Below are 23,103 nucleotides of genomic sequence, written 5' to 3'. Positions count from 1 at the left end.
CGCCGCAGAAAAATCACGCGCTATTTCAATATGGTACGCGCCCCGGCGGGCATGCATTCCGGGGCTGCCATGGCGTATTCGCCCGTGCCATACCGCGAGCCGGGGGTATTCCGCGCCTGCCGGAACCGGATCGGCCTGCACGGGGCAAACCGGCGCGAGCCGACCGGAAGCCGCCGGACGGGATTCGCGGCCCAGCTGCTCCCGTTACGCCCAGTTCCGATTAGATGCGTTTAGATGCGTCTAGATGCGCTTGCCGAGGTCAGCGGTATCCACGCCGTACAGGTGCGATGCCTGCGGCGCGGATTCCCCGTTGTCCTCGTCAACCACCGAATACCCGGTAACATCAAGGGTGAAGTAACCGTCCTCGATCTGGTTGGCGACGCCCGTCACCACCACTTCCAACCCGTCCAGTTCCAGGTCGGTGACGCCGCGCAGCAGAAAGATGCGGTCGTCCATGGTTTCCAGCAGCGGGCCGTCGTCGGTGACCACCACCACGCCGGTCACCACCACCTCGGGGGTTTCCGGCCCCATGGTCATGCCCGCCGCGCGGGCCGTCGATCCCGCAAGCATCCCGTTCGCCAGCAGCACCAGCAGCAGCGTGGCCACAACCGCCCGCAACCCGCCGCGCACGCGCAACCCGCCACGCACCCCTTCCTTCATCCGCGCCTTCATGATCCTGCCCTCTTTCTTGCGCCCTGTCCGTGCGCGTCATCATCCGTGCGCACCGAAAATCCACGCCCCTCGAAATTCACGACGCCACCGTCTTCGGCCCATGGGGCCATCCCGCCACATGGTCGACGCGACCACGCCCGGCTTCTTGCGCCACGCCGCCGCTCGCCTTCCGATCGGCCCGGCATTCCCCGGAACTCCTACCCTGCCCCGTCCACCACCGCGAAGTCGCGTACCGTGAACAGCAACCGCCCGTCGCGCGCCGCCAGCCAGCCCGTGGCGGTCACCTTGCGGCGACACAGATCCAGCAGGGCCGGATGCTCGGCCACATTGCCCACCACCAGCTCGCGCTCGCGGTCGTCGGCAATGAGCACTCCGGCCACCTCGAAATCCTTGCCCCAGGCATCCGGCAGCACATACCCGGTGACGGACATCAGGGATTCACCCTCCCGCCCCTGCGCACCCTGCGATCGGGCATCGGCAATGCCCACGACATCAGCGGACTTCCCGGAGTCCTCGGGAAGCCCACCGCTCGGAATGGGAACGAATCGTCGGGGTGCGGCGGCAACGGAAGCCGTACCGCTTCGCCCCTTGGTCGGATAGTGCCGGGAATCCATGCCCAATGCCGAGCACTTTCCGCGCCATATCGGCAAGTTGGCGCTCTTTCTAGATTTTTTGCATACGCGCTTTGAAAACAGGAACTTTGGGTTCCCACATTTGCGAGTTGTGCGTTCACCGCACCGCAAAACATCACGTAACCCGCCATTCCATTTTGCAATTTGCTATCGCAACATACTGTATAACAAAGAAACATGCAACAAACGGAACCAAAAGTTCTTAAAATACGAAAACAGAACTTTTAATTCTGTTTTTTACGCAACCCACCCCAAAACACCGCGCGCCGATGGTGGAAAATCTTCCACCATCGGCGCGCGGCGCGTGCGTACCATGACCGGGCACTCCGAAATTCCCTAGGGGCGCAGCTTGTAATCCTCCTTGCGCAACCCGTGCCGGGTCATCAGCTTGTGCAGTTGCCGGGTGGTCACCCCGGCCAGCGCGGCGGTGCGCTGCACGCTGCCCCCGCACTGGGCCAGCGCCCGCTCCAGGTAGGCCCGCTCGAACACGTCCACCGAACGGCGGCGCGCCTCGGCCAGGGGCAGGGTGGTGTCCACCGTGGCCAGCCGCCCCCCACCGCCGGGGCCGAAGAATTCCGCCGGAAAACTGTCCGGCGTCAGCACGGTGCCGCTTTCCAGAATGCAGGCCCGCTCGATGAGGTTTTCCAGTTCGCGCACGTTGCCCGGCCAGTCGTAGCCCATGAAGGCGTCGATGACCTCCGGATGTATGGATCTTATATCCTTGACCATCTGGGCGTTGTAGCGGCGCACGAACAGTTCGGCCAGCAGCAGCAGGTCTTCCTTGCGTTCGCGCAGGGGCGGCACGTCCACGGGAAACACGTTGAGCCGGTAGTACAGGTCGCGCCGAAAGCGCCCCTGCGCGCACAGGGCGGCCAGGTCCTCGTTGGTGGCGGCGATGACGCGCACGTCGGCGCGCAGCACCGCCTCGCCGCCCACCCGCTGGTAGGCCCGGTCCTGCAGCACGCCCAGCAGCTTGATCTGGGCCGACTGGCTGACGGTGCCTATTTCGTCCAGGAAGATGGTGCCGCCCTCGGCTATCTCGAACTTGCCCGGTTTCTTGCGCACCGCGCCGGTGAAGGCGCCCTTCTCGTGGCCGAACAGTTCGCTTTCGATCAACGTGTCCGGGATGGCCCCGCAATGCACGCTGATGAACCGCCGCGTGCGCCGGTTGCTGTGATTGTGGATGAGCCGGGCGATGAGGCTCTTGCCGGTGCCCGTCTCGCCCGTGAGCAGGACGGTGCTGCGCGTGCCCGCCACCAGCCGCACCTTGTCGAACACCTCGCGCATGCGCGGGCTGTTGGTGTGGGCCATGTCCACCGCATCGCCCGCCCAGTTGCGGTCGCGCAGGTAGTCCAGTTCCGACCGCACCAGCGCGGATTCGTGCAGCTTCTGGGCGACAAGGCGCACCTCTTCCTCCAGCAGGGGATACGGCAGGTAGCCCCCGGCCCCGGCCTGCACGGCGTCCACGGCGTGGCGCACGGCATCGGCTTCGGCCAGCACGATGATCTCGGCGGAAGGCACCCGGCGCTTCACCTCCCACACCGCCTCGTGCAGCACGCGGCGCGAGGGCTCGCGCCCTTCCAGCAGCAGGCCGAGGTCGATCATCACCATGTCCAGCGCGCGCCCGGTGGCCTGGGCCAGCGCCTCTGCCCTGGTGCGGCAGGGAATGACCGTGACGTCGCCGGAAAAGCTGGCGCGCAGCACGTGCAGGGCGTCTTCGTGGGGGGTGACGGCGAGCAGGTATTTCATGCGGTCCTCGTTGCCCTTTCGCCTATGGGAAGCCGGGCCGGAGCGCAACCCCCGCGAAGGACGCCGCCTGTCTGACCCGACATGCCATTTGCAATTCTTTACATTCACCGCGCGAATTCATAGACTGCATCAATGAGAAATCCGGATACGGCACGGCGGGCGCTTGGGCACCATCGCGCCTGTCCGCAGGCCTTCGGAGGTTCGCATGTTCTCTCGCTGTTTCCCCGGACAACCTTCCGCCGCTGCCATGTTTGCCCGTCAGCTTCTGCTGCCGGCCACCCTGTTACTGGCGCTGCTGGCCGCTGCCTTTGTGCCCGGCGTGGTCCGCACGGCGCACGCAGCCGACGCGGACACCGTCATCGGTGCCGTGGACGACGCCATGCGCCAAGCCGACCGGGCGCGTGACGCCTACGACCGGGTCCGCTCCTCTGGCGACCGCGACTCCATGGCGCGCTACGAGCGGGAATGGCGCGACTCAGAATACAAGCTGGAAGACACCCGCATCGAAAACCTGTCGCGCGAATCGGGCATGTCGCCCTCGCGCATCCGGTCCATGCGCGAATCGGGCATGGGCTGGGGGCAGGTGGCCAAGGAGGCTGGCGCACACCCCGGCTCGCTGGGGGTGGGGCACTCCAAGGGCAAGAAGGGCAACTGGAATCGCGATGATGACCGGGACCTGTACCGCGACTATTACCGAGACCGCCAAGGCAAGGACGCACATGCCGATGACGGTGACCGGGACGGCAAATCTGGCAAGGGCGTGAAGGACAAGGGTGATAGGGGCAGCAAGGCTGGCAAAAGCAGCAAGGGCGGCAAGCATGGAGGCGACGACTACCCCGACGACGGCAAGGGGAAGGGAAAGGGGAAAAAGTAGCCACCGGAACTGCCGGGTACCCCACGCAACTCCCGGCGGTGATGTCCTCCAGATGCTGATTTGCCCTGTCTCCGCCCCGTCGTCGCCCTGTCGCCGCCAGAGCGCATCCCTCCGGATGTCTTTACAAGCACGCGGCCGCGCGGCTAGGCTGCGTCATCGTCCCCCGTGCACCCGGCGGCCCGCCGCCGGGACCATTCCATCACCCCGCATCGCAGGAGCGCGCCAATGGCCCAACGCACCGCCATCATCCCCGCCGGAGCCCCCGCCCCGGTCGCCCCCTATTCCCCCGGCCTTGCCTGCGGAGGGCTGCTGTTCGTTTCCGGCCAGTTGCCCGTGGACCCGGCCACCGGCACCTTCGTGGAAGGCGACATGGGCGCGCGCGCCCGCCAGTGCCTGCGCAACGTGCAGGCCGTGGCCCAGGCTGCGGGCGCCGACCTTGACCGGGTGGTCAAGGTCACCGTGTTCCTCACCGACCTGGCCGACTTCGCGGCCATGAACGCCGCCTACGCCGAATTCTTCATCGCGCCCTTCCCGGCGCGCTCCACCATCCAGGTGGCCGCGCTGCCGCTGGGTTCGAACATCGAGATCGAGGCCATCATCGACCTGCCGTAACGGCAGGATACGGCCAGATCCCCGCGCGTTCACGCTGCACGGCGCGTCCGGTCCGCCCTTCGGGGCGGCTGCCGGGCGCGCCGCCCGCTTTCCGCCCCCCATCCAGCCGCAGCCGCCGCCCGCTCGCGGGCACCCATCGCCGCCGCCACGACATGGGGACGCATGGACACCCCACGGCCACTCCTGAGGCGCTCCATGGCGCCCTCCGGTGCGTTCGGAGCAACCCGTGCGATGCGGTCCACTTTTTCCGGACAATCGCGGTTTCTCCCCGCCCATCCCCATTGACCTCATCCGATGATGGGGATATCTCCAGCTCATGAGAATGATTTTCAACTTCGCGGCGCCAGACCGGATATCCGGTCTGGCGTACCGTCGGGGAGTACCCGCTTTCGCCAGCAAGGGGGACGAGCCATGCTGAGCACCCTGCTGCACCAGTTCGCGGAATCCCTCGGCAACGCCATAGATGCCAAGGATGCCCACACCCGCTCACACTCGGAGGAGGTGGCCCTGGCCGCCTTTCTGCTGGCGCGGGCCATGGGTTTTTCACCGGCGGACGCCGACCGCGTGCACGTGGCCGGGCACTTGCACGACATCGGCAAGATCGGCGTGCCCGACGCTGTGCTGCTGAAGGCGGGCACCCTGACCACCGAAGAATGGGAACACATGCGCGCCCACCCGGTCATTGGCGCGCGCATCGTCAGCCCGGTGGCGGACCTTGCCGACGAAGGCGTGGCCGCCATGATCCTGCACCACCACGAACGGTGGGACGGCCGGGGCTACCCGCACGGCCTGCACGGCGAGGCCATACCCCTTGGGGCGCGCATCATCGCGCTGGCGGACAGCCTGTCCGCCATGCTCCAGCACCGCCCCTACCGACCGGCCATGCATTTCGAACAGGCAGAGGCGGAACTGCTGCGCTGCTCCGGCAGCCAGTTCGACCCCGCCGTGGTGCGGGCCTTCATGACCGTGCGTGACGAACTGCACCAGGCCTTCAGCACGCCACATCCGCCACGATCCGAGTTGGGCGGCATTGCCTCCATCGCCGTGGCCAGTTGCTGCCGCCACACCCTGGCACCGCGTGATGCCGCGCCCGGCGCATGCCCTGGCCCCGGCACCCCCCTGCCGCCCGCAACATCCGCCGCCCCGGCGGCCACGCCCAACGGCCCTGGCGCGGCGGGCACTGCCGAATCCGCCCGCCGCAACGACACCACCGTCCCACGGAGCGCCACATGGGAAGACACGTGGGAAGACGGACGCGCCACGCTGCGCGGCCTGCTGATCCCGGTGCCCGCATGAACAACACCCCTTCCTGCAATGTCGGCACCCCCGGTGCCGCTGGCTCTGTTGGTTCCGCAGATACCGCCCGCGCCAATGGCCGGACCTCCTCCGTGGGGCTGGCCGGACTGGTCACGCCCCGCTGGCTGCGCCGCCTCATCGACGCCTTCTGGCGCGGCGTGGATGCGCTGAACCCCCGCACCCGGCTGGCCATCGCGCTGTTCATGGTGGTGGTGGTACCCGCCGGGATACTGCTGCACCACCTGGAATCGCAGGGCCGCGCCGTGCTGCCGGGGTTGCCCCGGGCGCTGCCCCTGTCGGTGTTCGACGACGTGGTCCTGGCCGTGGCCCTGTACCTGGCCGGTGCGCTGGTGCTGTGCATCCCCATGGCCGGATTGATCTGCCGCTTCGTGCTGATGCGCGACATCCGCGAGATCAACACCTTCTGCATGGCCCTGCGCGAAGGGCGCCAGCCCCGCCCGCTGGCGCTGCCCAACGAGCAGGAGGACGAGCACGACCTGATGCGCCTGAAGCGCAACCTGGAATGGATGGCCCACCTGGTGGCCAGCCGCGAACGGCACCTGATGGCCCGCCTGGAGGCCACGGACAGCCGCGCCCGGCACATGGAGGAACTGGCCGTGCGCGACGCGCTGACCGGCCTGTTCAACCGCCGCCACTTCGAACGGCGCCTGGCCGAACTGGCCGCCGATGCCCGGCTGCGACCGCCCTTTCACCTGATGCTGGTGGACTGCGACCGCTTCAAGACCGTCAACGACACCCACGGGCATGCGGCGGGCGACGAACTGCTGCGCCTGCTCGGCGACGTCATCGCAGAGGCGGTACGCGCGGGCACCGACACCCCCTGCCGCATCGGCGGCGACGAATTCGGCATCCTGTTCGCCTGCCCGGACGAAAATTCCGTGCGCGCCGTGGCAGAACGCATCCGCCACCGCTTCTCCCAGTGCCAGAACCACGGCTGCACCCTGAGCATCGGCATTGCCCGCTACCGCCAGCAGGGCGAGGGCCGCGCCGACGCCGCCTGCCAACTGGCCCCGGTGACCGACGCGGGCAACGCCGCCAGCGCGGGCGAAGGCGCACCCCTGGCCGTGCAGGCCATGGTGGCCCGCGCCGACGGCGCCGTGTACGCGGTAAAGCGACGGGGCGGCGACGGCATCGCCGTGCGGTAGGGGGATCGGCAACCCGTTCCGCGACAACGTCTCCCCACCGCGCATTCCCGCACACCGCCCATTTCCCCAGACAGAAGCCCCCCGCCGATGCGCGCATCGGCGGGGGGCTTTGTCAAGATCACAGTCAGCGGCGTGCCTGGTACACGGCGTGGTTGATCGGCAGAATCCCATGCCCGCAAGGCAGCCCGTAGCGGCGTGCCCGACAGCCCGGCCTACGCCTGCGGCTGCGTCGCCGCCCGTTCGTTGCCCAGCGCGCGGCCCATCCTGCGTTGCAGCCAGCGGCTCAGCTTGTCCATGTACATGTAGTACACCGGGGTGATGTACAGGGTCAGCATCTGCGACACCATCAGGCCGCCCACCACGGCAAGGCCCAGCGGCCTGCGCTCCTCGGCGCCCGCGCCGAAGCCCACGGCGATGGGCAGCGCGCCCATGAGCGCGGCCATGGTGGTCATCATGATGGGCCGGAAGCGCACCAGACAGCCGTGGAAGATGGCGTCCGCCGGGGCGCGGCCCTCCACGCGCTCGGACTCGATGGCGAAGTCGATCATCATGATGGCGTTCTTCTTCACGATGCCGATCAGCATGATGATGCCCACGAAGGCGTACAGGTTCAGGTCGTACCCGAAGAACATCAGCGTCAGCAGCGCGCCCATGCCCGCCGAGGGCAGGCCCGAAAGGATGGTCAGCGGGTGGATGAAGCTTTCGTACAGGATGCCCAGCACGATGTAGATGACGAACACCGCCAGGCCCAGCAGCACGGTCATACCTTGCAGCGAATTCTGGAAGGCCTGCGCCGTGCCCTGGAACGAGCCCACCACGTCGGCGGGCAGCAGGGGCGAGGCAACCTGCTCCACCTGGGCCACGGCATCGCCCAGGGCCACGCCGGGCCGCAGGTTGAACGACACGGTCACCGATGGCAGCTGGCCGGAATGGTTCACCGACAGCGGCCCCACCCCCTCGCTCAGGCTGGCCAGGGTGTCCAGCGGCACCAGCATGCCGGAATTGGCCCGCACGTACAGAAGCGGCAGCACGGATGCATCACGCTGGTATTCCGGCAACAGTTCCAGCAGCACCGCATAGTCGTTGGTGGGCGCGTAGATGGTGGAAACCTGACGCGAACTGAAGCCCGACTGCAACGCCTCTTCCACCCGCTGGGCCGAAACACCCAGCGCCGCCGCCTTGTCGCGGTGGATGGTCACGCGCACCTCGGGGTTCTTCAACTGCAAGTCGCTGGTCACGTCCTGCAAGCCGGGCAGGGTGCGCATCCGTTCTTCCAGCAGGGGGGCCACCCGGTACAGTTCGTCGGTGTCCGGCCCCTGGATGGTGTACTGGTACAGGCTCTTGGTGGTGCGCCCGCCGATGTTGATGGACGGCGGGTTGGACACGAAGGCCTGGATGCCGGGCAGGGTGTTCAGCCTGGGCCGCAGCCGCTGGATGACCTGTTCCGGCGTTTCCTTGCGCTCGTGGCGGTCCTTCAGCATGATCACCAGCCGCCCGGCATTGCCGCCAAGGTTGGGGCCGCCCGGCCCCACGATGGAGGTGAACGAGGCGATGGCCGGGTCTGCCGCCAGCACGGCGTGCAGGGCGGTCTGGTTGCGCACCATGGCATCGGACGAAATGGACTGGTCCGCCTCGGTGAAGCCGGAAAGCTGGCCCGTGTCGCCGCTGGGCAGAAAGCCCTTGGGCATGGTCACGAACAGCCATGCCGTCAGCCCCAGCACGCCGAGGGACACGAGAAAGGTCATGAAGTGATGGCGGGTGGTGACGCGCAGGCTGCGCTCGTAGATGTGCAGCAGCCCATCGAAGAACGCCTCCAGCGCGTTGTAGATGCGCCCGTGGCGCTCGGCGCCGTGCGGCTTCAGGAAGCGGCTGCACAGCATGGGCGTAAGCGACAGCGAGACCACGCCCGAAAGGCCGATGGCTACCATGATGACCACCGAGAATTCGCGGAACAGCCGCCCCACCACCCCGCCCATGAACAGCACGGGGATGAACACCGCCGCGAGGGAGATGGTCATGGAAATGATGGTGAAGCCGATTTCCTTCGACCCATCCAGGGCCGCCTGCATGACCGGCTTGCCCATTTCCTTGTGGCGCACGATGTTCTCGAGCATGACGATGGCGTCGTCCACCACGAAGCCCACGGCCAGGGTCAGGGCCATCAGCGACAGGTTGTCCAGGCTGTGCCCGAACACGTACATCAGGGCGAAGGTGCCCACCACCGACATGGGCAGGGCCAGGCTGGGGATGACCGTGGCCGACAGGCTGCGCAGGAACAGGAAGATCACCAGCACCACCAGGCACACGGTGAGCACCAGGGTGAACTTCACGTCGTCCACCGATTCGCGGATGGTCTGCGAGCGGTCGTACATCACGTTCAGCTGCACGGACGCGGGCAACTGCCGCTCAAACGAGGGCAGCAGGTCCTTCACCGCGTTGACCACGGCCACGGTGTTGGAACCGGGCTGGCGCTGCACGGCCAGCACGATGCCGCGCGTATCGTTGAACCAGGTGAACTGCTTGTCCTGCTCCACGCTGTCGATGATCCGGCCAAGCTCGCCCAGGCGCACCGGCGCGCCGTCGCGCCAGGCCACCACCATGGGCCGGTACGAGGCGGCGTCGAACAGCTGCCCGCTGGCCTGGATGTTGCGCGAGGTATGGTCGCCTTGCAGGGTGCCGGTGGGCAGGTTGACGTTGGAATCGGAAATGGCCTTGGCCACCTCGTCCAGGCCAAGGCCGCGCGTGGCCAGGGCGCGCGGGTCCACCTGGGCGCGCACCGCGTACTTCTGCGAACCGTACACCTGCACCTGGGCCACCCCGGCCACCATGGAGATGCGCTGGGCCAGCATGGTGTCCGCGTATTCGTTCACCTGCGACAGGGGCAGGGTGGGCGAGGTGAGCGCTATATACAGGATGGGCTGGTCGGCGGGGTTGACCTTGCGGAAATAGGGCGGCGTGGTCATGTCGTCGGGCAGGCGGCGCGCCGCCTGCGAGATGGCCGACTGCACGTCCAGCGCGGCCGCGTCGATGTCGCGGTCGAGGGCGAACTGGATGGTGATGCGCGTGCGCCCCAGCGTGCTCGACGAGGTCATGGAGTCGATGCCCGCGATGGTGGCGAACTGCCGCTCCAGCGGAGTGGCCACGGCGCTGGCCATGGTTTCCGGGTCGGCCCCGGAAAGTTCCGCCGTTACCTGAATGGTGGGAAAGTCCACGTTGGGCAGGTCGCTTACCGGCAAGTTGCGGTAGCCCACCACCCCGAACAGGAACATGGCCAGCATGACCAGGCAGGTGGTCACCGGCCTGCGGATGAAGAACGCCGCGATGTTCACTGGCGCGCCTCCGCCGGGGCAGTGCCCTTGGCGCCCGCCTCTGTCGATTCACCGGATTTCGCGGCAGACTCGCCCGGCTTTGTCGGCTGCCCGTCGGAAGCCGCCCCGGCGGAGGCTTTTTCCTCCACCACGGCACCGGGGGTCAGGCGCAGGTGGCCGTCAATGACCACCCGCTCGCCCGCGGCCACGCCCTCCTCGATCACCACCTGGCCGTCATGGGCAAGGCCGGTGCGCACCTTGCGCAACTGCACGGTGTTGTCCTGCCCCACCACGTAGGTGAACAGCCCCTGGCTGCCGGTCTGCACCGCCTGCGCGGGCACCACCACGGCTCCGGGCACCTCGCCCAGTTCAACATACACATCCACGAACTGGCCGGGCCACAGCACCCGCGTTTCGTTGGCGAAGGTGCCGCGCATGCGGATGGTGCCGGTGGCGGTGTTCACCGTGTTGTCCACGAAGGCCACCGTGCCGCGTGCCGCCACCTCGTCCCCTCCCCCGCCGGAACCGGGCACCCGCGCCTGTACCGGCACGCCCCCGGCGGCCATGCGCGCACGCGCGGTGGCCAGATGCATCTCCGGCAAGGAGAACCCCACATAGATGGGCTCTATCTGGTCGATGACCACCAGCACCGTGTCCGCCCCGGCGCGCACCATGTTGCCCAGGTCCACCTTGACCTGCCCGGCGCGGCCCGACATGGGCGCGGTGATGGTGGTGTACGAAAGCTGCACCCTTGCCGTTTCCACCGAGGCCTCGTCGGCGCGCACCGTGGCGCGCAGCGAATCGGCGGAGGAACGGTACTGTTCGTACTGGTCGCGGCTGACGTAGCCGTCGGCCACCAGCCTTTCGAAGCGGCGCACGTCCTCGTCGGCCTTGGCCAGCAACACGCGATCGCGTTGCAGCCGGGCCTCGGCCTCGTTCAGCGCCGCCTCCAGCGCGCGGCGGTCCACCGAGAACAGCAGGTCGCCCTTGCGCACGTCCTGCCCTTCCCGAAAGTGCACCCCCACGATCTGGCCATCCACGCGCGACTTCACGGACACCGTGGCATACGGCTCCACGTTGCCCACGGTGCGCACCACCACGGGCAGGTCGCGCTTTTCGGCAAGGGCGGTGGCCACGGGCACCGGGCGTTTCTGAGGCTTGGCCCTGGCGGCGTCGTCCCCGCCGGAACACCCGGCCAGCAACACCAGCATGACAGCCAAGACTGACAGAATGGGCAGAATGGGCAGAACGGGCAGGTGGACCGCCGCGCGCCGGGCGTGCGCGACGGAAGACGGGCCAGCGGGGCGGGGCCGGACCTGGGATCTGGATTGGGCGTCGATGTTCATGCGGGGTTCCGTTGGCGGCTGGGAGTGGGGGGGATGGGTGCGGCGCTCGACGTGGCGCTGTCGGGGCTGCCGGTACTGTCTGTGTTGTCTGGGCTGTCTCTGAAATCCGGGCTGTCTCTGAAATTTGGGCATTCGGGGCGGGCGGCACGCAGCCGCTCGCGCAGGGCGGCGATGCCCGCCAGCGAAAAGGCGGTGATGTGCTCCTCCAGTTCGTCCAGGCTGGCGGCATCGTACGAAATTTCGGGGTACAGCAGCGGAATGACGTTACGGGCGAAGTGATGGTGCAGGCTCTGCCCCACCACGCTCAGCGCGCACAGGGCCACGGCGCGGCTGCGGTCCGGCTCGCCCAGCAGTTCGCGCACCGTTTCAGCCAGATAGCGCGCGCGCGTGCCGATGACCTTGCCCACGATGTCGCCGATGACCCCGGTGGGGTCGGTCATCTCGCGGATGAGCAGCCGGTTGTACCATTCCGGGCGGCGCGAGCCGCGCGTGCGGTGCAGCTGCGAGCGGATGAAGGCACGCAGCCGGGTTTCCGGGTCCGCCGGTGGGGATGCCGCGCCGGAAATTTCGCCGGGGCCGGGCATGGGCATGGGCATGTCCGATGGAGCCAGCGGAACAGGCAACGGCGGTTCGGGAAAGGGTTGCAGCAGCACCGCGCGGTACAGGCCCTGCTTGTCGCCGAAATGGTATTTCACCAGGGCCACGTTGACGCCCGCGCGACGGCATATCTCGCGCAGCGAGGCCCGGTGAAAGCCAAGCTCCGCAAAGGTCTCGCCTGCGGCGGCCATGATGCGCGCCCGGCTGTCCGGCGTCTGGCTGCCCTGATCGCTGGCGGCGGCAGGCGGGTTGGCGGAATCGGGGCTGGCGGGCACGCTCTGGAGAGGTGGATGCGCCAGTGCCTGCGTCGGCACCTGTTCCGGCACCCGTTCCGGCAGGGTCACGGTCCGTGCAGCCTTGCGCTGTTGGCGCCCGGGGAGGACAGGATTTTTCTGGGCAGGCAAGGCGTCGGGCATGAGGCATCCGGGCAGGCGTGGCCACGGGCGGCCACGGCAAAAGAGGAAGCGGCCCCGATCCGGCGAAGCGGAGGCTGCGGGCCAGGCGCGGACCCGCCAATGCGGGCCGGACAGCTCCGGTCTTTTCCGGAGGGCGTTCGGCCTACTTAAACGAGTGTTTAATAAAGTCAATAGGCCGTCAACATCTTGTAATAAAAGCTTATCAAAACTGCCACACGCACCGTCACGCACTCCCTGCCGCTTGTGCCCGTTCGCCACATGCTCCACCGGGCGCATGTTCGCCCTGTCGCGCGGGCGCCATGCCCCGTTCCGCCCTCCGCGCCGCCCGTACCAACAACGGCGCTGCCGCGCGCGGCGCCACGCCTCCGGTGGCCCCTCGACGAATCCGGGTCCCGAAACGCGCGCCGCTACCACGCAGCCATCCGGCACCGCCGCCAATTCTTCCCTCCGGCCCTTCCCGCGCGGAGACCCCGCAGCAGGCAGGAAGAACGACCAACGGCACGGCTCATGCGGCGTAACGCCCATCCCGAAGTGTCCCCGCGCCCGCGACATTGCCCCATGCTAGCGCAAATAAAAGCAATGCTCACATTTGAGACACACGCTAATTCCTACCTGCCAATTAGACTGTGTGACCAACCACCTGTACTATTTTACAATTCCCTTGACGTTTCCGTATTGCCGGGACATAGAATCCGTGCGGGAATCCAAGGGCCCATGCCTGTAGGGGCATGCAATCCGTGAGCGGCGACATCCACCCGGAAGTGTCGCAGCTCTCCTTTGTCCTTTGTTACGAGGTGCGTATGCTGGACACCCTTGTCTTTGGAAGCGTCGTGTTTCCACTTTTAGCTGCCCTGGCGGTCTATTTCGTCAGGGGCGACGCCGCGCGCAACATCATCGTCCCGGTATCGGTGGCGATAACTGCCGCGGCGGCGGTGGGACTGGCGAGCCTTGGCTCGTTCTCCTACTCGCCCCAAGCCATTCTTGGCATCAGCCTCAACGGCCTGATCACCGTCCTTGATTTCGCCCTGCTCGGCTTCATTTTCCTCATCGCGCTGCGCATGGGCCATCTGCTCATCATGGGCATGACGGCCTTGCAGGTGCTGGGCATGGTCTATCTGGACTTCTTCCTGATGGACCACGGCACGCAGGTCACCGGCTTCTACGCCGACAGCCTGTCGCTGACCATGGTGCTGATCATTTCCATCGTGGGGGGCCTGATCTGTTTTTACGGCCTTGGCTACATGAAAGAGCACGAGGAGCACCTGCACCTCGCCAAGAGCCGCCAACCGCGGTTCTTCTTTTTCATGCTGCTCTTCCTGGGCGCCATGAACGGCCTGGTGCTGGCCAACAACCTGTCGTGGATGTACTTCTTCTGGGAAGTGACCACCCTGTGCTCGTTCATGCTCATCGGGCATGACGGCACCGACGAGGCCAAGACCAACGCCACCCGCGCCCTGTGGATGAACATGGCGGGCGGCGTCGCCTTTGTGGCCGCGCTCATGTTCCTGCAGAAGAGCACGGGCACCCTTTCGGTGCAGGACATCCTGGCGCGGTCCGCCGCCCCCGGCATGAAGACCGCGGCGCTGCTGCTGCCCATGGCCTTCCTGTGCTTCGCGGGCTTCACCAAGGCCGCGCAGGTGCCCTTCCAGAGCTGGCTGTGCGGCGCCATGGTGGCCCCCACCCCGGTTTCCGCCCTGCTGCACTCGTCCACCATGGTCAAGGCGGGCGTGTACCTGGTCATCCGCATGGCCCCGGCCTACCAGGGCACCATGCTTTCAGCGGCCATCGCCATCTTCGGCGCGTTCACCTTCATCGCCACCTCCGCACTGGCCGTGGGGCAGAGCAACGGCAAGAAGGTGCTGGCCTATTCCACCATCGCCAACCTGGGCCTGATCATCGCCTGCGCGGGCATCAACACCTCGGCCGCCATCGCCGCCGCCGTGATGCTGATCATCTTCCACGCCATCTCCAAGGGCCTTCTGTTCCTGTGCGTGGGCGCCATCGAGCAGAAGATCGGCTCGCGCGACATCGAAGCCATGCGCGGCCTGTTCAAGGTGATGCCCCGCACTGCGGTGATCACCGTCATCGGCATCGTGACCATGATGCTGCCGCCCTTCGGCATGCTGCTGGCCAAGTGGATGGCCCTCGAATCCGCCGCCACCGCCACCGCTGCCATGCCCCCGCTGGTCATCATGCTGGCTCTCGGCAGCGCCCTGACGGTGCTGTTCTGGGCCCGCTGGGCCGGCGTGATGCTGGGGTCCACCATGCCGGGCGAAAACCCGCCCACCGAACACCAGCCCTTCTCGGTGCGCCTGCCGCTCTTGCTGCTGGTCTGCGGCGCCGTGGGCCTGTCGCTGCTCTCGCCCTTCGTCTACAGCATGCTGGTGGCCCCGGCCACGGCCCTGTACGCCAAGGCATCTGCCTACACCGTCACCATGGGCGTGTTCGAGAACAACGCCGGGGTGTTCGCGGTGTACCCGCTGTTCCTGCTGCTGGGCGTGGGCTTCATGTATGCCCTGCGCGCGGCCCGGAAGGTTGGCCCCGAAGCGGCCAGCCTGCCCTACATGGGTGGCTCGCAGCGGGTGGAAAACGGCAAGATCGGCTTCAACGGCCCCATGAACGGGTTCGTGGAAACCGCCGCGGGCAACTACTACCTGGAAGCCCTGTTCGGTGAATCCAGGCTGTCCAAGTCCATCAACGTGATCGCCATCGTGCTGCTTGCGGTCATGCTCGGGGGGGTGCTGTAATGCTGACGTTCATCGCCGCTCTCATCGGGCTTGCCCTCACCCCGGTGGTCGGGGGCCTTCTGGCCGGTGTTGACCGCCGCGTCACCGCACGCCTTCAGTCCCGCTTCGGGCCGCCCATCCTTCAGCCTTCTACGACGTGCTGAAGCTGCTGGGCAAGGCGCCCATGGTGGTCAACTCGTGGCAGGTCATGTCGGCCTACATCTACGTGATGTCCTCTGCCCTGGCCGTGCTGCTGTTCTTCATGCAGGGCGACCTGCTCTTGCTCTTCTTCGTCATGACCATCGGCGCCGTGTTCCAGGTGGTGGGCGCGCTGTCCGTGCCCTCTCCCTACGCCCAGGTGGGCGCACAGCGCGAACTGCTGCAAATGCTGGCCTACGAGCCGCTGATCATCGTGGTGTTCGTGGGCATTTCCATGGCCACCGGCAGCTTCAAGATCGCCGACGTCTACGCCATGGACAAGCCGCTGCTGCTCAGCATGCCTTTCCTGTTCATCGCGCTGGGCTACGCGCTGACCATCAAGCTGCGCAAGTCGCCCTTCGACATCTCGGCCTGCCACCACGCCCACCAGGAACTGGTGCGCGGCGTGCTGACCGAATACTCCGGCCCGCACCTGGCGCTGCTGGAAATCGGCCACTGGTTCGACGTGGTGCTCATCCTCGGCCTGTGCTCGCTGTTCTGGCACACCAGCATCGTGGGCATGCTCGCCCTGCTGGTGGTGACCTACGCGGCGGAAATCCTGATCGACAACATCTGCGCGCGCATGACCTGGCCGTGGATGCTGAAGAACGTGCTGGGCGTGGGTCTTGTGTTGTCGGTGTTCAACCTGCTCTGGCTCTACGTCAGCTAAGGGGAGGAGGCGATAATGGGTCTGCTTGAAAACTGGATCAATAAGGGCCGTCTGAAGTCCCCGTGGGTCGTCCATTTCGACTGCGGGTCGTGCAACGGCTGCGATATCGAGGTGCTGGCCTGCCTTACCCCCGTCTTCGACGTGGAGCGTTTCGGCATCATCAACGTGGGCAACCCCAAGCACGCCGACGTGCTGCTGGTTACCGGCACGGTGAACCACCGCAACAAGAAAGTGCTGAAGAACATCTACGACCAGATGCCCGATCCCAAGGCCGTCATCGCCATCGGGGCGTGCGGCACGTCGGGCGGGGTGTTCCGCGAGTGCTACAACGTGGTGGGCGGCGTCGACAAGGTCATCCCGGTGGACGTGTACGTACCCGGGTGCCCGGCCAAGCCCGACGCCATCATCGACGGCGTCGTCACCGCCCTTGACGTGGTGAAGGCCAAGCTGGGCCTTGGCGAGATGCCCAAGGTGACCGTCATCGACTAGGCCGCACGGCGGGGTGCCCCGCCGACGTCCGCGCCGTTTCCCCGCACTTTCGCGGGCGGGACGGGCGCGAACCCTCAAGCGCCGGAAGGACCGGCGAGCCCCTCAACGGGGCAACGAGGACAGCAATGCCCACGCACAGCGAAATACTGAACGCAACGCCCATCGCCGCGGATGCCGTGGTCGCGCAGGCCAGGAGCATGTTCGACCAGGGTTACCGCCTGGTCACCATGTCCGTGGTGGACCTTGGCGACGGCAACGTGGATATCTTCTATCATTACGACCTGAACAACGAGATGACCCACTTCCGGCTGACCCACCCCAAGGACCAGCCCGTGCCCAGCATCTCGCCCGTCTACTTCGCCGCGCTGCTCGTCGAAAACGAATCGCGCGACCACTTCAACCTGAAGTTCGACGGTCTGGTGCTGGACTTCAACCGTACGTTGTACCTGGATGACGAGATTACCTCGACCATCTCGGCGCCGTTCTGCAAGATCTCCACCATCCAGAAGAAGGATTAAGAGGTAGGTCTCATGTCCCGCACCATCATTCCTTTCGGTCCGCAGCATCCGGTTCTGCCGGAACCCCTGCACCTGAAACTGGTCGTCGAGGATGAAACCATCGTCGAAGCCGTGCCCGCCCTGGGCTACGTGCATCGCGGCCTCGAAACCCTCGCCAGCATTCGTGACTACAACCAGATGGTCTACATCGTGGAGCGGGTGTGCGGCATCTGTTCGTGCATCCACGCCATGTGCTACTGCCAGGGCCTTGAAACCATGATGAACGTGGAAGTGCCGAGCCGCGCCAAGTACCTGCGGGTCATCTGGTCGGAACTGCACCGTATCCACAGCCACCTTCTGTGGCTGGGCCTGTTCGCCGACGGTTTCGGCTTCGAAAGCCTGTTCATGCAGTTCTGGAAGATTCGCGAACGCGTCATGGACATCAACGAAGCCACGGCGGGCAACCGCGTGGTCATCTCTGTCAACGTGGTGGGCGGCGTGCGCCGCGACCTGGACAAGACCCAGCAGCGCTGGATCCTCGACGAGCTGGACAAGCTGGAAAAGGAACTGCGCCAGCTGATGAAGACCATGCTCGACGACTACACCGTGAAGAAGCGCACCGTGGGCGTGGGCGTGCTGACGGCCCAACAGGCCCTCCAACTCGGCGCGGTCGGCCCCACCCTGCGCGGCAGCGGCGTTGCCCAGGACGCCCGCCAGCTTGGCTACGCGGCCTTCGACGAACTGGACTTCGAGCCCGTCACCTCGCCCGAGGGCGACAGCTGGGCCCGTTCCAAGGTCCGGTTCATGGAAACGCTGCAATCCATGGATATCGTGCGTCAGGCCATTTCGCGCCTGCCCGATACGGAACTGGCCGCCAAGGTTCCCGGCAAGCCCACCGGCGAGGTGGTCTGCCGCGTCGAACAGCCGCGCGGCGAGTTGCTGTACTACCTGAAGGGCAATGGCTCGAAGAACATGGAGCGGGTGCGCATCCGCACCCCCACCTTCGCCAACATCCCGCCGCTTCTGGCCATGCTGCCCGGCGCGCAGCTTGCCGACGTGCCCATCGCGGCCCTGACCATCGACCCGTGCATCAGCTGCACCGAGCGGTAAGCAAGGAGACCTGACCATGTACATGCTCAGCAACGTGCTGCGGAACATCATGGGGAAATACTCCACCCGGCTCTACCCGTTCGAGACGCGGCCGGCGTTCGAGGGGTTCCGCGGCAAACTGGTAAACAACATCCACGACTGCATCTTCTGCAAGAGCTGCCAGATCAAGTGCCCTTCGCAGTGCATCACCGTGGACCCCAAGGAAGGCAAGTGGGATTGCGATCCCTTTGCCTGCGTGTACTGCTCGGTGTGCGTCGATGCATGCCCCACGCACTGCCTGTCGATGGAAAACAACCATCGCAAGCCCTCGCCCGGCAAGTTCGTGGTGAGCCTGCAAGGCACGCCCAGAAAGTCCAAGAAGGCCGACAAGAGCGGCGACAAGCCCGCCGAGGCTGCCGCTCCCGAAGCCTAGCTGCATACCCCGCGCGTCTGGCACGGCGAATGCCGGACGCGTGGCTGCCTTGAGAGCTGACCGGGAAGCGGGGAAAACGACCCGGAACAGAAGAGGCGTGGCGCAAGCCACGCCTCGCTCTGTTCCGAAGTGTGGAAAAATCAAGAAGAGGCACGGCGCAAGCCACGCCCCGCTCTGTTCCGGAATGCGAAAGAATCAACAGGGGGCCCGGTGAAAACCGCACCCCCTGTTCCGTCTCTTGCCGTGCCCTGCCGCCCTCTGGCCGCAGGCTACCCGGCTTCGCCGCCCGCCTTTTGCCGCAGGGCCTTGCCGTCGTGCCATGCCTTGCCCACCACGTCGCCCATGGACCAGTAGCGGTTGTCGGGCATGGTCAGCAGCATGGGCCGCAGCCGCATGGGGTCGGGCGCGCCGTCACCGTCCAGGCAGTCATCGGCGCACCACGCCCCGGCAATCTCGCCGATGAAAAAGGTGTTGCTGGGCAGTTCCACGGCGGTATGCACCCGGCATTCGATGCACAGCGGGCATTCCCGTATCAGCGGTGCCGCGTCCAGATGGCCGTGGAACAGCTCGAACAGGCCGGACTTGTCCACGCGCGCGCCGGAGGCCAGGCCCGTGTAGTCGGTCACCGCCGCCATGTCCACGGTGGGAAAGTTCACGCTGAACTGCCCGCTGGCGGCGATGGCGCCGTGGCTGTGATTGCGCCGATTGATGGCCACGCCCAGCATGGGCGGCTGGTGGTTGACCCGCGTCAGCCAGGCCACGGCCATGAAATTGGGCCTGCCATCGGCCATGCAGCCCACGATGGTCTGGGCCATGGGCACCACGAAGGCCTGGGGACCGATGTCCACCCGGCCTGCGATGGTCCTGGTGAGGGTAGCGGAAACTGTCGGCACGTCGTTCGCCATGGGGGGCCTCCTCCCCGTCAGGGGATACGGAAATGGGGGATGCGGGGATGCAGGTGGGACCGTGACGCCGCGGCCCGGCGGGATACCGTTCCCGCTACTTCACCAGCCGCCACAGCCGCACGTCGGCGGGGCCTTCGAAAACCTCTGCCGCCGCCGCACGGAAGGCCAGCAGTTCCGGCGTGGCCAGGTGCGCGTCCAGGGTTGTCCTGGACGTCCACTGTTCGATGAAGGTGAAATTGCGCGGTGCGTCCAACTGCTGTTGCGCCTCGTAGCGCAGCATGCCGTCATGGCGCTGCGTGGCGGCCACGATACCGGCGATGAGTTCCGCCGCGCGGGCCTCGCTGCCGGGCCGGGCGGTGAGCATGGCGGTGACGGCCACGGGAGAATCGGTTTGCGACATGATCTGTGCTCCTTGCACTGCCTTGAAGGATGTCTCCGCGTGATGTCGCACCACCGCGCGGATGATGGCGACAGTCTTACCCACTGGGACACTTTCGGCAAGTACGCACAAAAAAGATACCGAAGCACACGCCGGAACCCGTCACGAAATTTCCGCTACCCGTGGCGTTCCCTTGTAAGTGACCGCTTACAAGGCTAGGATACCGACGGACAGCAGCGTTTTCAGTCCACATCATGGTAGAATGTCGCCAGAAATGGCGGCCGGTCAGGGGGCGGGAGTGCACGCCCCGATCATGTGGCATACTGCAGGGCACTCATCCGAAACAACGAGGTCACCGTGTCCGAAACATCTCTGGACGCCCCGCCGCAGCCCGGCGCGGGCAACCCGCCCTCCCTGCGCGACCTGTTCCTGACCTTCATGCGCCTGGGCGCCACGGCCTTCGGCGGCCCCGCCATGCTGCCCGTGGTGCGGGCCATGGTGGTGGAACGCAAGGGCTGGATGGACGAGGCCACGTTTCGCTCCGGCGTGGCCCTGTGCCAGGCGGTGCCGGGGGCCACGGTGATGCAGGTGGCCTCGTACGTGGGGCTGCGACTGCGCGGCACGCCCGGCATGCTGGCCGGGTTCTTCGGGTTCACCCTGCCCGCGTTCCTGATGATCACCGCGCTTTCGGCCATGTACTGGAAGAATCACGAACTGCCCGCCGTCATGGCCGCGTTCATCGGGCTGAAGGCCGTCACCGTGGCGCTGATGGTGTCCGGGCTGCTTGATTTCGGCAAACGTTATCTGCGCATGGGCATGGACTGGGTGATCGGGGCCGGGGTATGCGGACTGACCCTTTTGGGCGTCCACCCCATCGTGCCGGTGCTGGCGGCGGCCGCCGCCGGGGTGGTGGTGTACCGCGATGGCGATGCCGCACCCTCCGCGCGGGCGGGCGGCGGTCCCGGCGCTGCCGTCCGGCCCGGTGCCCTGGGCGCCTTGCGCGGCGTGCTGGCGGGCCTGGCGGGGGTGGCCGCGGCCCTGGCCGTGCTGGCGGCCCTGCGGCCCGACCTGTTCGCCCTGGCCGTGTCCATGCTGCGCACCGACCTCGTGGCCTTCGGCGGGGCGCTGGCGGCCCTGCCGGTGATGCGCCACGAGGTGGTCCACCTGCGCGGCTGGATGAGCGACGCCGCCTTTCTGGACGGCGTGGCCATCGGCCAGGTGACGCCCGGCCCCATCATCCTCACCGCCGCGTTCATCGGCTGGCAGGTGGATGGCCCGGTGGGGTCGGTGGTGGCGGGGCTGGCCATCTTCACGCCGTCGCTGTTCTTCATGCTGGGGGCGGAACGGCTGGTCTCGCGCATCGAGCATTCGCGCATCTACCGCCGGGCGGTACGCGCCACGCTGGCGGGGTTCACCGGGCTGCTGGGGTACCTGGCCATCAGCGTGGCCCAGGCCCTGCCCCCCACGCCGCTGCCCGCCGTCATCGGCGTGGCCGCCTTTGCCGCGCTGCGCGCCGGGGTGGACGTGCTGTACGTGGTGGGCGCAGGCGCGCTGGCCTCGTGGCTGCTTGGCTGACCCTCCGTCCGCATTCCGTTGCGGCCCGTGCCGCCCCCTCTTCCCCGCTGCCGTACGGCAGCCCCCCGCCTCACGCACGTCCACGCACGCGAAAAGGCGGCGGGATCACTCCCGCCGCCTTTTCGCGTGGTCAGAAAAACGGGCCGCTCAGGCCGCCCGGCACGGCACCGGCAAATAGGGCAGATCCACCAGCCGCTCGTCCAGCGGAAAGCGTGCGCCGCCCGGCCTGCGCGCCACCATGGGCTGCACGCCCCGGCACACGTCGCGGGCCTCGGCCAGGTGGTCGCTGCCGATGGGGTCGATGCCCGTCACCGCCGACCCGTACGGGTCGCGCAGCACGTCCACCACGGCCCGCACGCTGACGTCGATCATGTCGCGCAGGTAGGCCCGGTCCGCCGCGTGGGGCATAACCCGGTGCACCAGCCCCAGCGAACGCCGCCACGACTGCTTGCCGCTGACGGCCAGGCTGCTCCGGAACAGCCGCTTCTTGAAGGCGAAGGGCCAGTGCCCGCCGTGCGTGGCCTGCAACAGGGTGCGGTCCGCCGCGCCGTTGGGCAGGCGGAACAGGCTGGCGGCCTCTGCCGCGTCCCATTCCACCATGCGGTCGGCCTGCATCTCGACGTACACGTGGCTCAGCTTGCCGGTGCCGGGGGTGCCCCCCAGCAGCGTGGGCACGTAGTGATTGTGGGCCACGGTGTCGGCGGCAAGGTGCGCAAGGTAGCCGCAGGCGTAGGCATGCAGGCGCGGAGTGTCCGCCGCCTCGTACAGGGCGTGGCCGGTGCTCCAGTTGTGGCTGTGGCCGGGGGTGACGGTGCAGCCCTTGCCGATGAAGATGTCGGCGGAAAGGCTGCCGTACAGGAAGGCATCCGGATGGGCCAGCAGGGCCGAACCCACGGCGGCGGGCAGGAGCGAGGCGTTCTGCAGCAGCCAGTGCGCGGCCACCATGTGCACGCCCGGCCCCCAGGCAAAGGCCGCGTCGGGCAGCAGCACCACGGCCAGCATTGCCAGCACGGCGCAGCACGCCAGCGCAGAGCGGGACGAAACGCCCGTTCCGCGCGCGCGAGTCGCCCCGATGCGGGGGATGGCATGCGTGGCGGGGGAAAGGCTTGAAGTGGCGAAACCGGTATCGGAGGCGCCAAGGCCGCGCGGCATGCCGCACGAAACCTGGCGCTGAAGAGACGTATTCATTCCGAAGACTACCTTCCGGGAAAACTGCGTTGCGACCCCCCTAGTAATCCCCTGGCCGGGGGTGTCAACCCCGCGCCCGCCCCCCGCGAAACGGCTGGCACCGCCGCATCGTACCTGCGCAATAGGCTGCCATCATTGCATTCCACAGGTCGGCAAAACCGGCACGCGGCGCATGCTTCTGCGGCCCCCATCCTGCCGTTTCGAAAAACGCCATGATGCCGGTGGGCTGCAAAACCCGTCCGGCACGCGATGCTGCATGATTTTCCGTGGCAAAGCGGGTACCGAC

20 protein-coding genes and 1 pseudogene are annotated in these 23,103 nt (G+C 67.0%); 12 read left to right on the top strand and 9 right to left on the bottom strand.

The window, feature by feature from the left end:
• Window positions 1–240: 240 nt before the first annotated feature.
• Window positions 241–672 carry a hypothetical protein gene (locus ABWO17_RS00225; protein ID WP_353114898.1) on the bottom strand — a complete coding sequence of 144 codons (432 nt, stop codon included), beginning with the start codon at window positions 670–672 and terminating at the stop codon, window positions 241–243.
• Window positions 673–869: 197 nt separating this feature from the next.
• Window positions 870–1,103 (bottom strand): hypothetical protein, encoded by a 234-nt coding sequence (locus ABWO17_RS00220; RefSeq protein ID WP_353114896.1) that lies wholly within the window; start codon window positions 1,101–1,103, stop codon window positions 870–872.
• Between the two features lie 181 nt (window positions 1,104–1,284).
• On the opposite strand from ABWO17_RS00220, the gene ABWO17_RS00215 reads away from it, so the two are divergent.
• Entirely contained in the window at window positions 1,285–1,644 is a 360-nt protein-coding gene (locus tag ABWO17_RS00215; RefSeq protein WP_353114894.1) for a hypothetical protein, read from the top strand.
• Here ABWO17_RS00215 and ABWO17_RS00210 read toward each other — a convergent pair.
• Window positions 1,641–3,053 (bottom strand): sigma 54-interacting transcriptional regulator, encoded by a 1,413-nt coding sequence (locus ABWO17_RS00210; protein WP_353114892.1) that lies wholly within the window; start codon window positions 3,051–3,053, stop codon window positions 1,641–1,643. The genes ABWO17_RS00215 and ABWO17_RS00210 overlap by 4 nt on opposite strands.
• 205 nt (window positions 3,054–3,258) lie before the next feature.
• On the opposite strand from ABWO17_RS00210, the gene ABWO17_RS00205 reads away from it, so the two are divergent.
• The 4 genes from ABWO17_RS00205 to ABWO17_RS00190 all read left to right on the top strand — a co-directional run bounded on the left by ABWO17_RS00205 (window position 3,259) and on the right by ABWO17_RS00190 (window position 7,001).
• Window positions 3,259–3,927, top strand: coding sequence for a hypothetical protein (locus ABWO17_RS00205; RefSeq protein ID WP_353114890.1), 669 nt, complete (start codon window positions 3,259–3,261; stop codon window positions 3,925–3,927).
• Between the two features lie 225 nt (window positions 3,928–4,152).
• On the top strand, window positions 4,153–4,539 hold the full coding sequence (locus tag ABWO17_RS00200) for a Rid family detoxifying hydrolase (protein WP_353114888.1): 387 nt from the start codon (window positions 4,153–4,155) through the stop codon (window positions 4,537–4,539).
• Between the two features lie 294 nt (window positions 4,540–4,833).
• Complete coding sequence (locus ABWO17_RS00195) at window positions 4,834–5,835, top strand: HD-GYP domain-containing protein (RefSeq protein ID WP_502914843.1); 1,002 nt, start codon at window positions 4,834–4,836, stop codon at window positions 5,833–5,835.
• Entirely contained in the window at window positions 5,832–7,001 is a 1,170-nt protein-coding gene (locus ABWO17_RS00190; RefSeq protein ID WP_353114884.1) for a GGDEF domain-containing protein, read from the top strand. The genes ABWO17_RS00195 and ABWO17_RS00190 overlap by 4 nt, the downstream gene beginning before the upstream one ends.
• Before the next feature lie 212 nt (window positions 7,002–7,213).
• Here ABWO17_RS00190 and ABWO17_RS00185 read toward each other — a convergent pair whose 3' ends face one another.
• From ABWO17_RS00185 to ABWO17_RS00175, 3 genes are read right to left on the bottom strand one after another with little or no spacing between them, the layout of a single operon-like run.
• Entirely contained in the window at window positions 7,214–10,330 is a 3,117-nt protein-coding gene (locus ABWO17_RS00185) for an efflux RND transporter permease subunit (protein ID WP_353114882.1), read from the bottom strand.
• Window positions 10,327–11,655, bottom strand: coding sequence for an efflux RND transporter periplasmic adaptor subunit (locus tag ABWO17_RS00180; protein ID WP_353114880.1), 1,329 nt, complete (start codon window positions 11,653–11,655; stop codon window positions 10,327–10,329). The genes ABWO17_RS00185 and ABWO17_RS00180 overlap by 4 nt, the downstream gene beginning before the upstream one ends.
• Window positions 11,652–12,668 (bottom strand): CerR family C-terminal domain-containing protein, encoded by a 1,017-nt coding sequence (locus tag ABWO17_RS00175; protein WP_353114878.1) that lies wholly within the window; start codon window positions 12,666–12,668, stop codon window positions 11,652–11,654. The genes ABWO17_RS00180 and ABWO17_RS00175 overlap by 4 nt, the downstream gene beginning before the upstream one ends.
• 800 nt (window positions 12,669–13,468) lie before the next feature.
• Here ABWO17_RS00175 and ABWO17_RS00170 point away from each other — a divergent pair.
• The 6 genes and pseudogenes from ABWO17_RS00170 (at window position 13,469) to ABWO17_RS00145 (ending at window position 18,770) form a co-directional block, all read left to right on the top strand.
• Window positions 13,469–15,415: an NADH-quinone oxidoreductase subunit 5 family protein gene (locus ABWO17_RS00170; RefSeq protein WP_353115922.1), complete on the top strand. Its 1,947-nt coding sequence runs from the start codon at window positions 13,469–13,471 to the stop codon at window positions 15,413–15,415.
• A pseudogene (locus tag ABWO17_RS00165) lies at window positions 15,415–16,262 on the top strand (respiratory chain complex I subunit 1 family protein). The gene ABWO17_RS00170 and the pseudogene ABWO17_RS00165 overlap by 1 nt, the downstream one beginning before the upstream one ends.
• A 15-nt stretch (window positions 16,263–16,277) precedes the next feature.
• Entirely contained in the window at window positions 16,278–16,751 is a 474-nt protein-coding gene (locus ABWO17_RS00160) for an NADH-quinone oxidoreductase subunit B family protein (protein ID WP_353114876.1), read from the top strand.
• 125 nt (window positions 16,752–16,876) lie between these two features.
• Window positions 16,877–17,269 (top strand): NADH-quinone oxidoreductase subunit C, encoded by a 393-nt coding sequence (locus ABWO17_RS00155; protein WP_035066792.1) that lies wholly within the window; start codon window positions 16,877–16,879, stop codon window positions 17,267–17,269.
• Between the two features lie 12 nt (window positions 17,270–17,281).
• Complete coding sequence (locus ABWO17_RS00150; protein WP_196610833.1) at window positions 17,282–18,358, top strand: hydrogenase large subunit; 1,077 nt, start codon at window positions 17,282–17,284, stop codon at window positions 18,356–18,358.
• Between the two features lie 16 nt (window positions 18,359–18,374).
• Entirely contained in the window at window positions 18,375–18,770 is a 396-nt protein-coding gene (locus ABWO17_RS00145) for a 4Fe-4S dicluster domain-containing protein (RefSeq protein WP_353114873.1), read from the top strand.
• 269 nt (window positions 18,771–19,039) lie between these two features.
• Here the strand turns inward: ABWO17_RS00145 and ABWO17_RS00140 are convergent, their stop codons facing one another.
• Window positions 19,040–19,675 carry a flavin reductase family protein gene (locus tag ABWO17_RS00140; protein ID WP_353114871.1) on the bottom strand — a complete coding sequence of 212 codons (636 nt, stop codon included), beginning with the start codon at window positions 19,673–19,675 and terminating at the stop codon, window positions 19,040–19,042.
• A gap of 94 nt (window positions 19,676–19,769) precedes the next feature.
• On the bottom strand, window positions 19,770–20,075 hold the full coding sequence (locus ABWO17_RS00135) for a putative quinol monooxygenase (protein WP_353114869.1): 306 nt from the start codon (window positions 20,073–20,075) through the stop codon (window positions 19,770–19,772).
• 336 nt (window positions 20,076–20,411) lie between these two features.
• Between ABWO17_RS00135 and chrA the strand changes: the two genes are divergently transcribed.
• Window positions 20,412–21,629 carry a chromate efflux transporter gene (gene chrA / locus ABWO17_RS00130; protein ID WP_353114867.1) on the top strand — a complete coding sequence of 406 codons (1,218 nt, stop codon included), beginning with the start codon at window positions 20,412–20,414 and terminating at the stop codon, window positions 21,627–21,629.
• 147 nt (window positions 21,630–21,776) lie between these two features.
• Here the strand turns inward: chrA and ABWO17_RS00125 are convergent, their stop codons facing one another.
• Complete coding sequence (locus ABWO17_RS00125; RefSeq protein ID WP_353114865.1) at window positions 21,777–22,817, bottom strand: zinc dependent phospholipase C family protein; 1,041 nt, start codon at window positions 22,815–22,817, stop codon at window positions 21,777–21,779.
• Between the last annotated feature and the right edge of the window lie 286 nt (window positions 22,818–23,103).

Origin of the sequence: Nitratidesulfovibrio sp., from assembly GCF_040373385.1 — a bacterium.
In the GTDB taxonomy this organism is placed as follows: Bacteria; Desulfobacterota; Desulfovibrionia; order Desulfovibrionales; family Desulfovibrionaceae; genus Cupidesulfovibrio.
The sequence above is the reverse complement of the archived record's forward strand: the minus strand, read 5'-3'. Positions and strand labels throughout refer to the sequence as shown.

What these genes read in the sequence shown, in the direction of transcription:
- ABWO17_RS00225 (WP_353114898.1), bottom strand. Translation starts at nt 672, where the DNA reads ATGAAGGCGCGGATGAAGGAAGGGGTGCGTGGCGGGTTGCGCGTGCGC.
- ABWO17_RS00220 (WP_353114896.1), bottom strand. Translation starts at nt 1,103, where the DNA reads ATGTCCGTCACCGGGTATGTGCTGCCGGATGCCTGGGGCAAGGATTTC.
- ABWO17_RS00215 (WP_353114894.1), top strand. Translation starts at nt 1,285, where the DNA reads ATGCCCAATGCCGAGCACTTTCCGCGCCATATCGGCAAGTTGGCGCTC.
- ABWO17_RS00210 (WP_353114892.1), bottom strand. Translation starts at nt 3,053, where the DNA reads ATGAAATACCTGCTCGCCGTCACCCCCCACGAAGACGCCCTGCACGTG.
- ABWO17_RS00205 (WP_353114890.1), top strand. Translation starts at nt 3,259, where the DNA reads ATGTTCTCTCGCTGTTTCCCCGGACAACCTTCCGCCGCTGCCATGTTT.
- ABWO17_RS00200 (WP_353114888.1), top strand. Translation starts at nt 4,153, where the DNA reads ATGGCCCAACGCACCGCCATCATCCCCGCCGGAGCCCCCGCCCCGGTC.
- ABWO17_RS00195 (WP_502914843.1), top strand. Translation starts at nt 4,834, where the DNA reads ATGATGGGGATATCTCCAGCTCATGAGAATGATTTTCAACTTCGCGGC.
- ABWO17_RS00190 (WP_353114884.1), top strand. Translation starts at nt 5,832, where the DNA reads ATGAACAACACCCCTTCCTGCAATGTCGGCACCCCCGGTGCCGCTGGC.
- ABWO17_RS00180 (WP_353114880.1), bottom strand. Translation starts at nt 11,655, where the DNA reads ATGAACATCGACGCCCAATCCAGATCCCAGGTCCGGCCCCGCCCCGCT.
- ABWO17_RS00175 (WP_353114878.1), bottom strand. Translation starts at nt 12,668, where the DNA reads ATGCCCGACGCCTTGCCTGCCCAGAAAAATCCTGTCCTCCCCGGGCGC.
- ABWO17_RS00170 (WP_353115922.1), top strand. Translation starts at nt 13,469, where the DNA reads ATGCTGGACACCCTTGTCTTTGGAAGCGTCGTGTTTCCACTTTTAGCT.
- ABWO17_RS00160 (WP_353114876.1), top strand. Translation starts at nt 16,278, where the DNA reads ATGGGTCTGCTTGAAAACTGGATCAATAAGGGCCGTCTGAAGTCCCCG.
- ABWO17_RS00155 (WP_035066792.1), top strand. Translation starts at nt 16,877, where the DNA reads ATGCCCACGCACAGCGAAATACTGAACGCAACGCCCATCGCCGCGGAT.
- ABWO17_RS00150 (WP_196610833.1), top strand. Translation starts at nt 17,282, where the DNA reads ATGTCCCGCACCATCATTCCTTTCGGTCCGCAGCATCCGGTTCTGCCG.
- ABWO17_RS00145 (WP_353114873.1), top strand. Translation starts at nt 18,375, where the DNA reads ATGTACATGCTCAGCAACGTGCTGCGGAACATCATGGGGAAATACTCC.
- ABWO17_RS00140 (WP_353114871.1), bottom strand. Translation starts at nt 19,675, where the DNA reads ATGGCGAACGACGTGCCGACAGTTTCCGCTACCCTCACCAGGACCATC.
- ABWO17_RS00135 (WP_353114869.1), bottom strand. Translation starts at nt 20,075, where the DNA reads ATGTCGCAAACCGATTCTCCCGTGGCCGTCACCGCCATGCTCACCGCC.
- ABWO17_RS00125 (WP_353114865.1), bottom strand. Translation starts at nt 22,817, where the DNA reads ATGAATACGTCTCTTCAGCGCCAGGTTTCGTGCGGCATGCCGCGCGGC.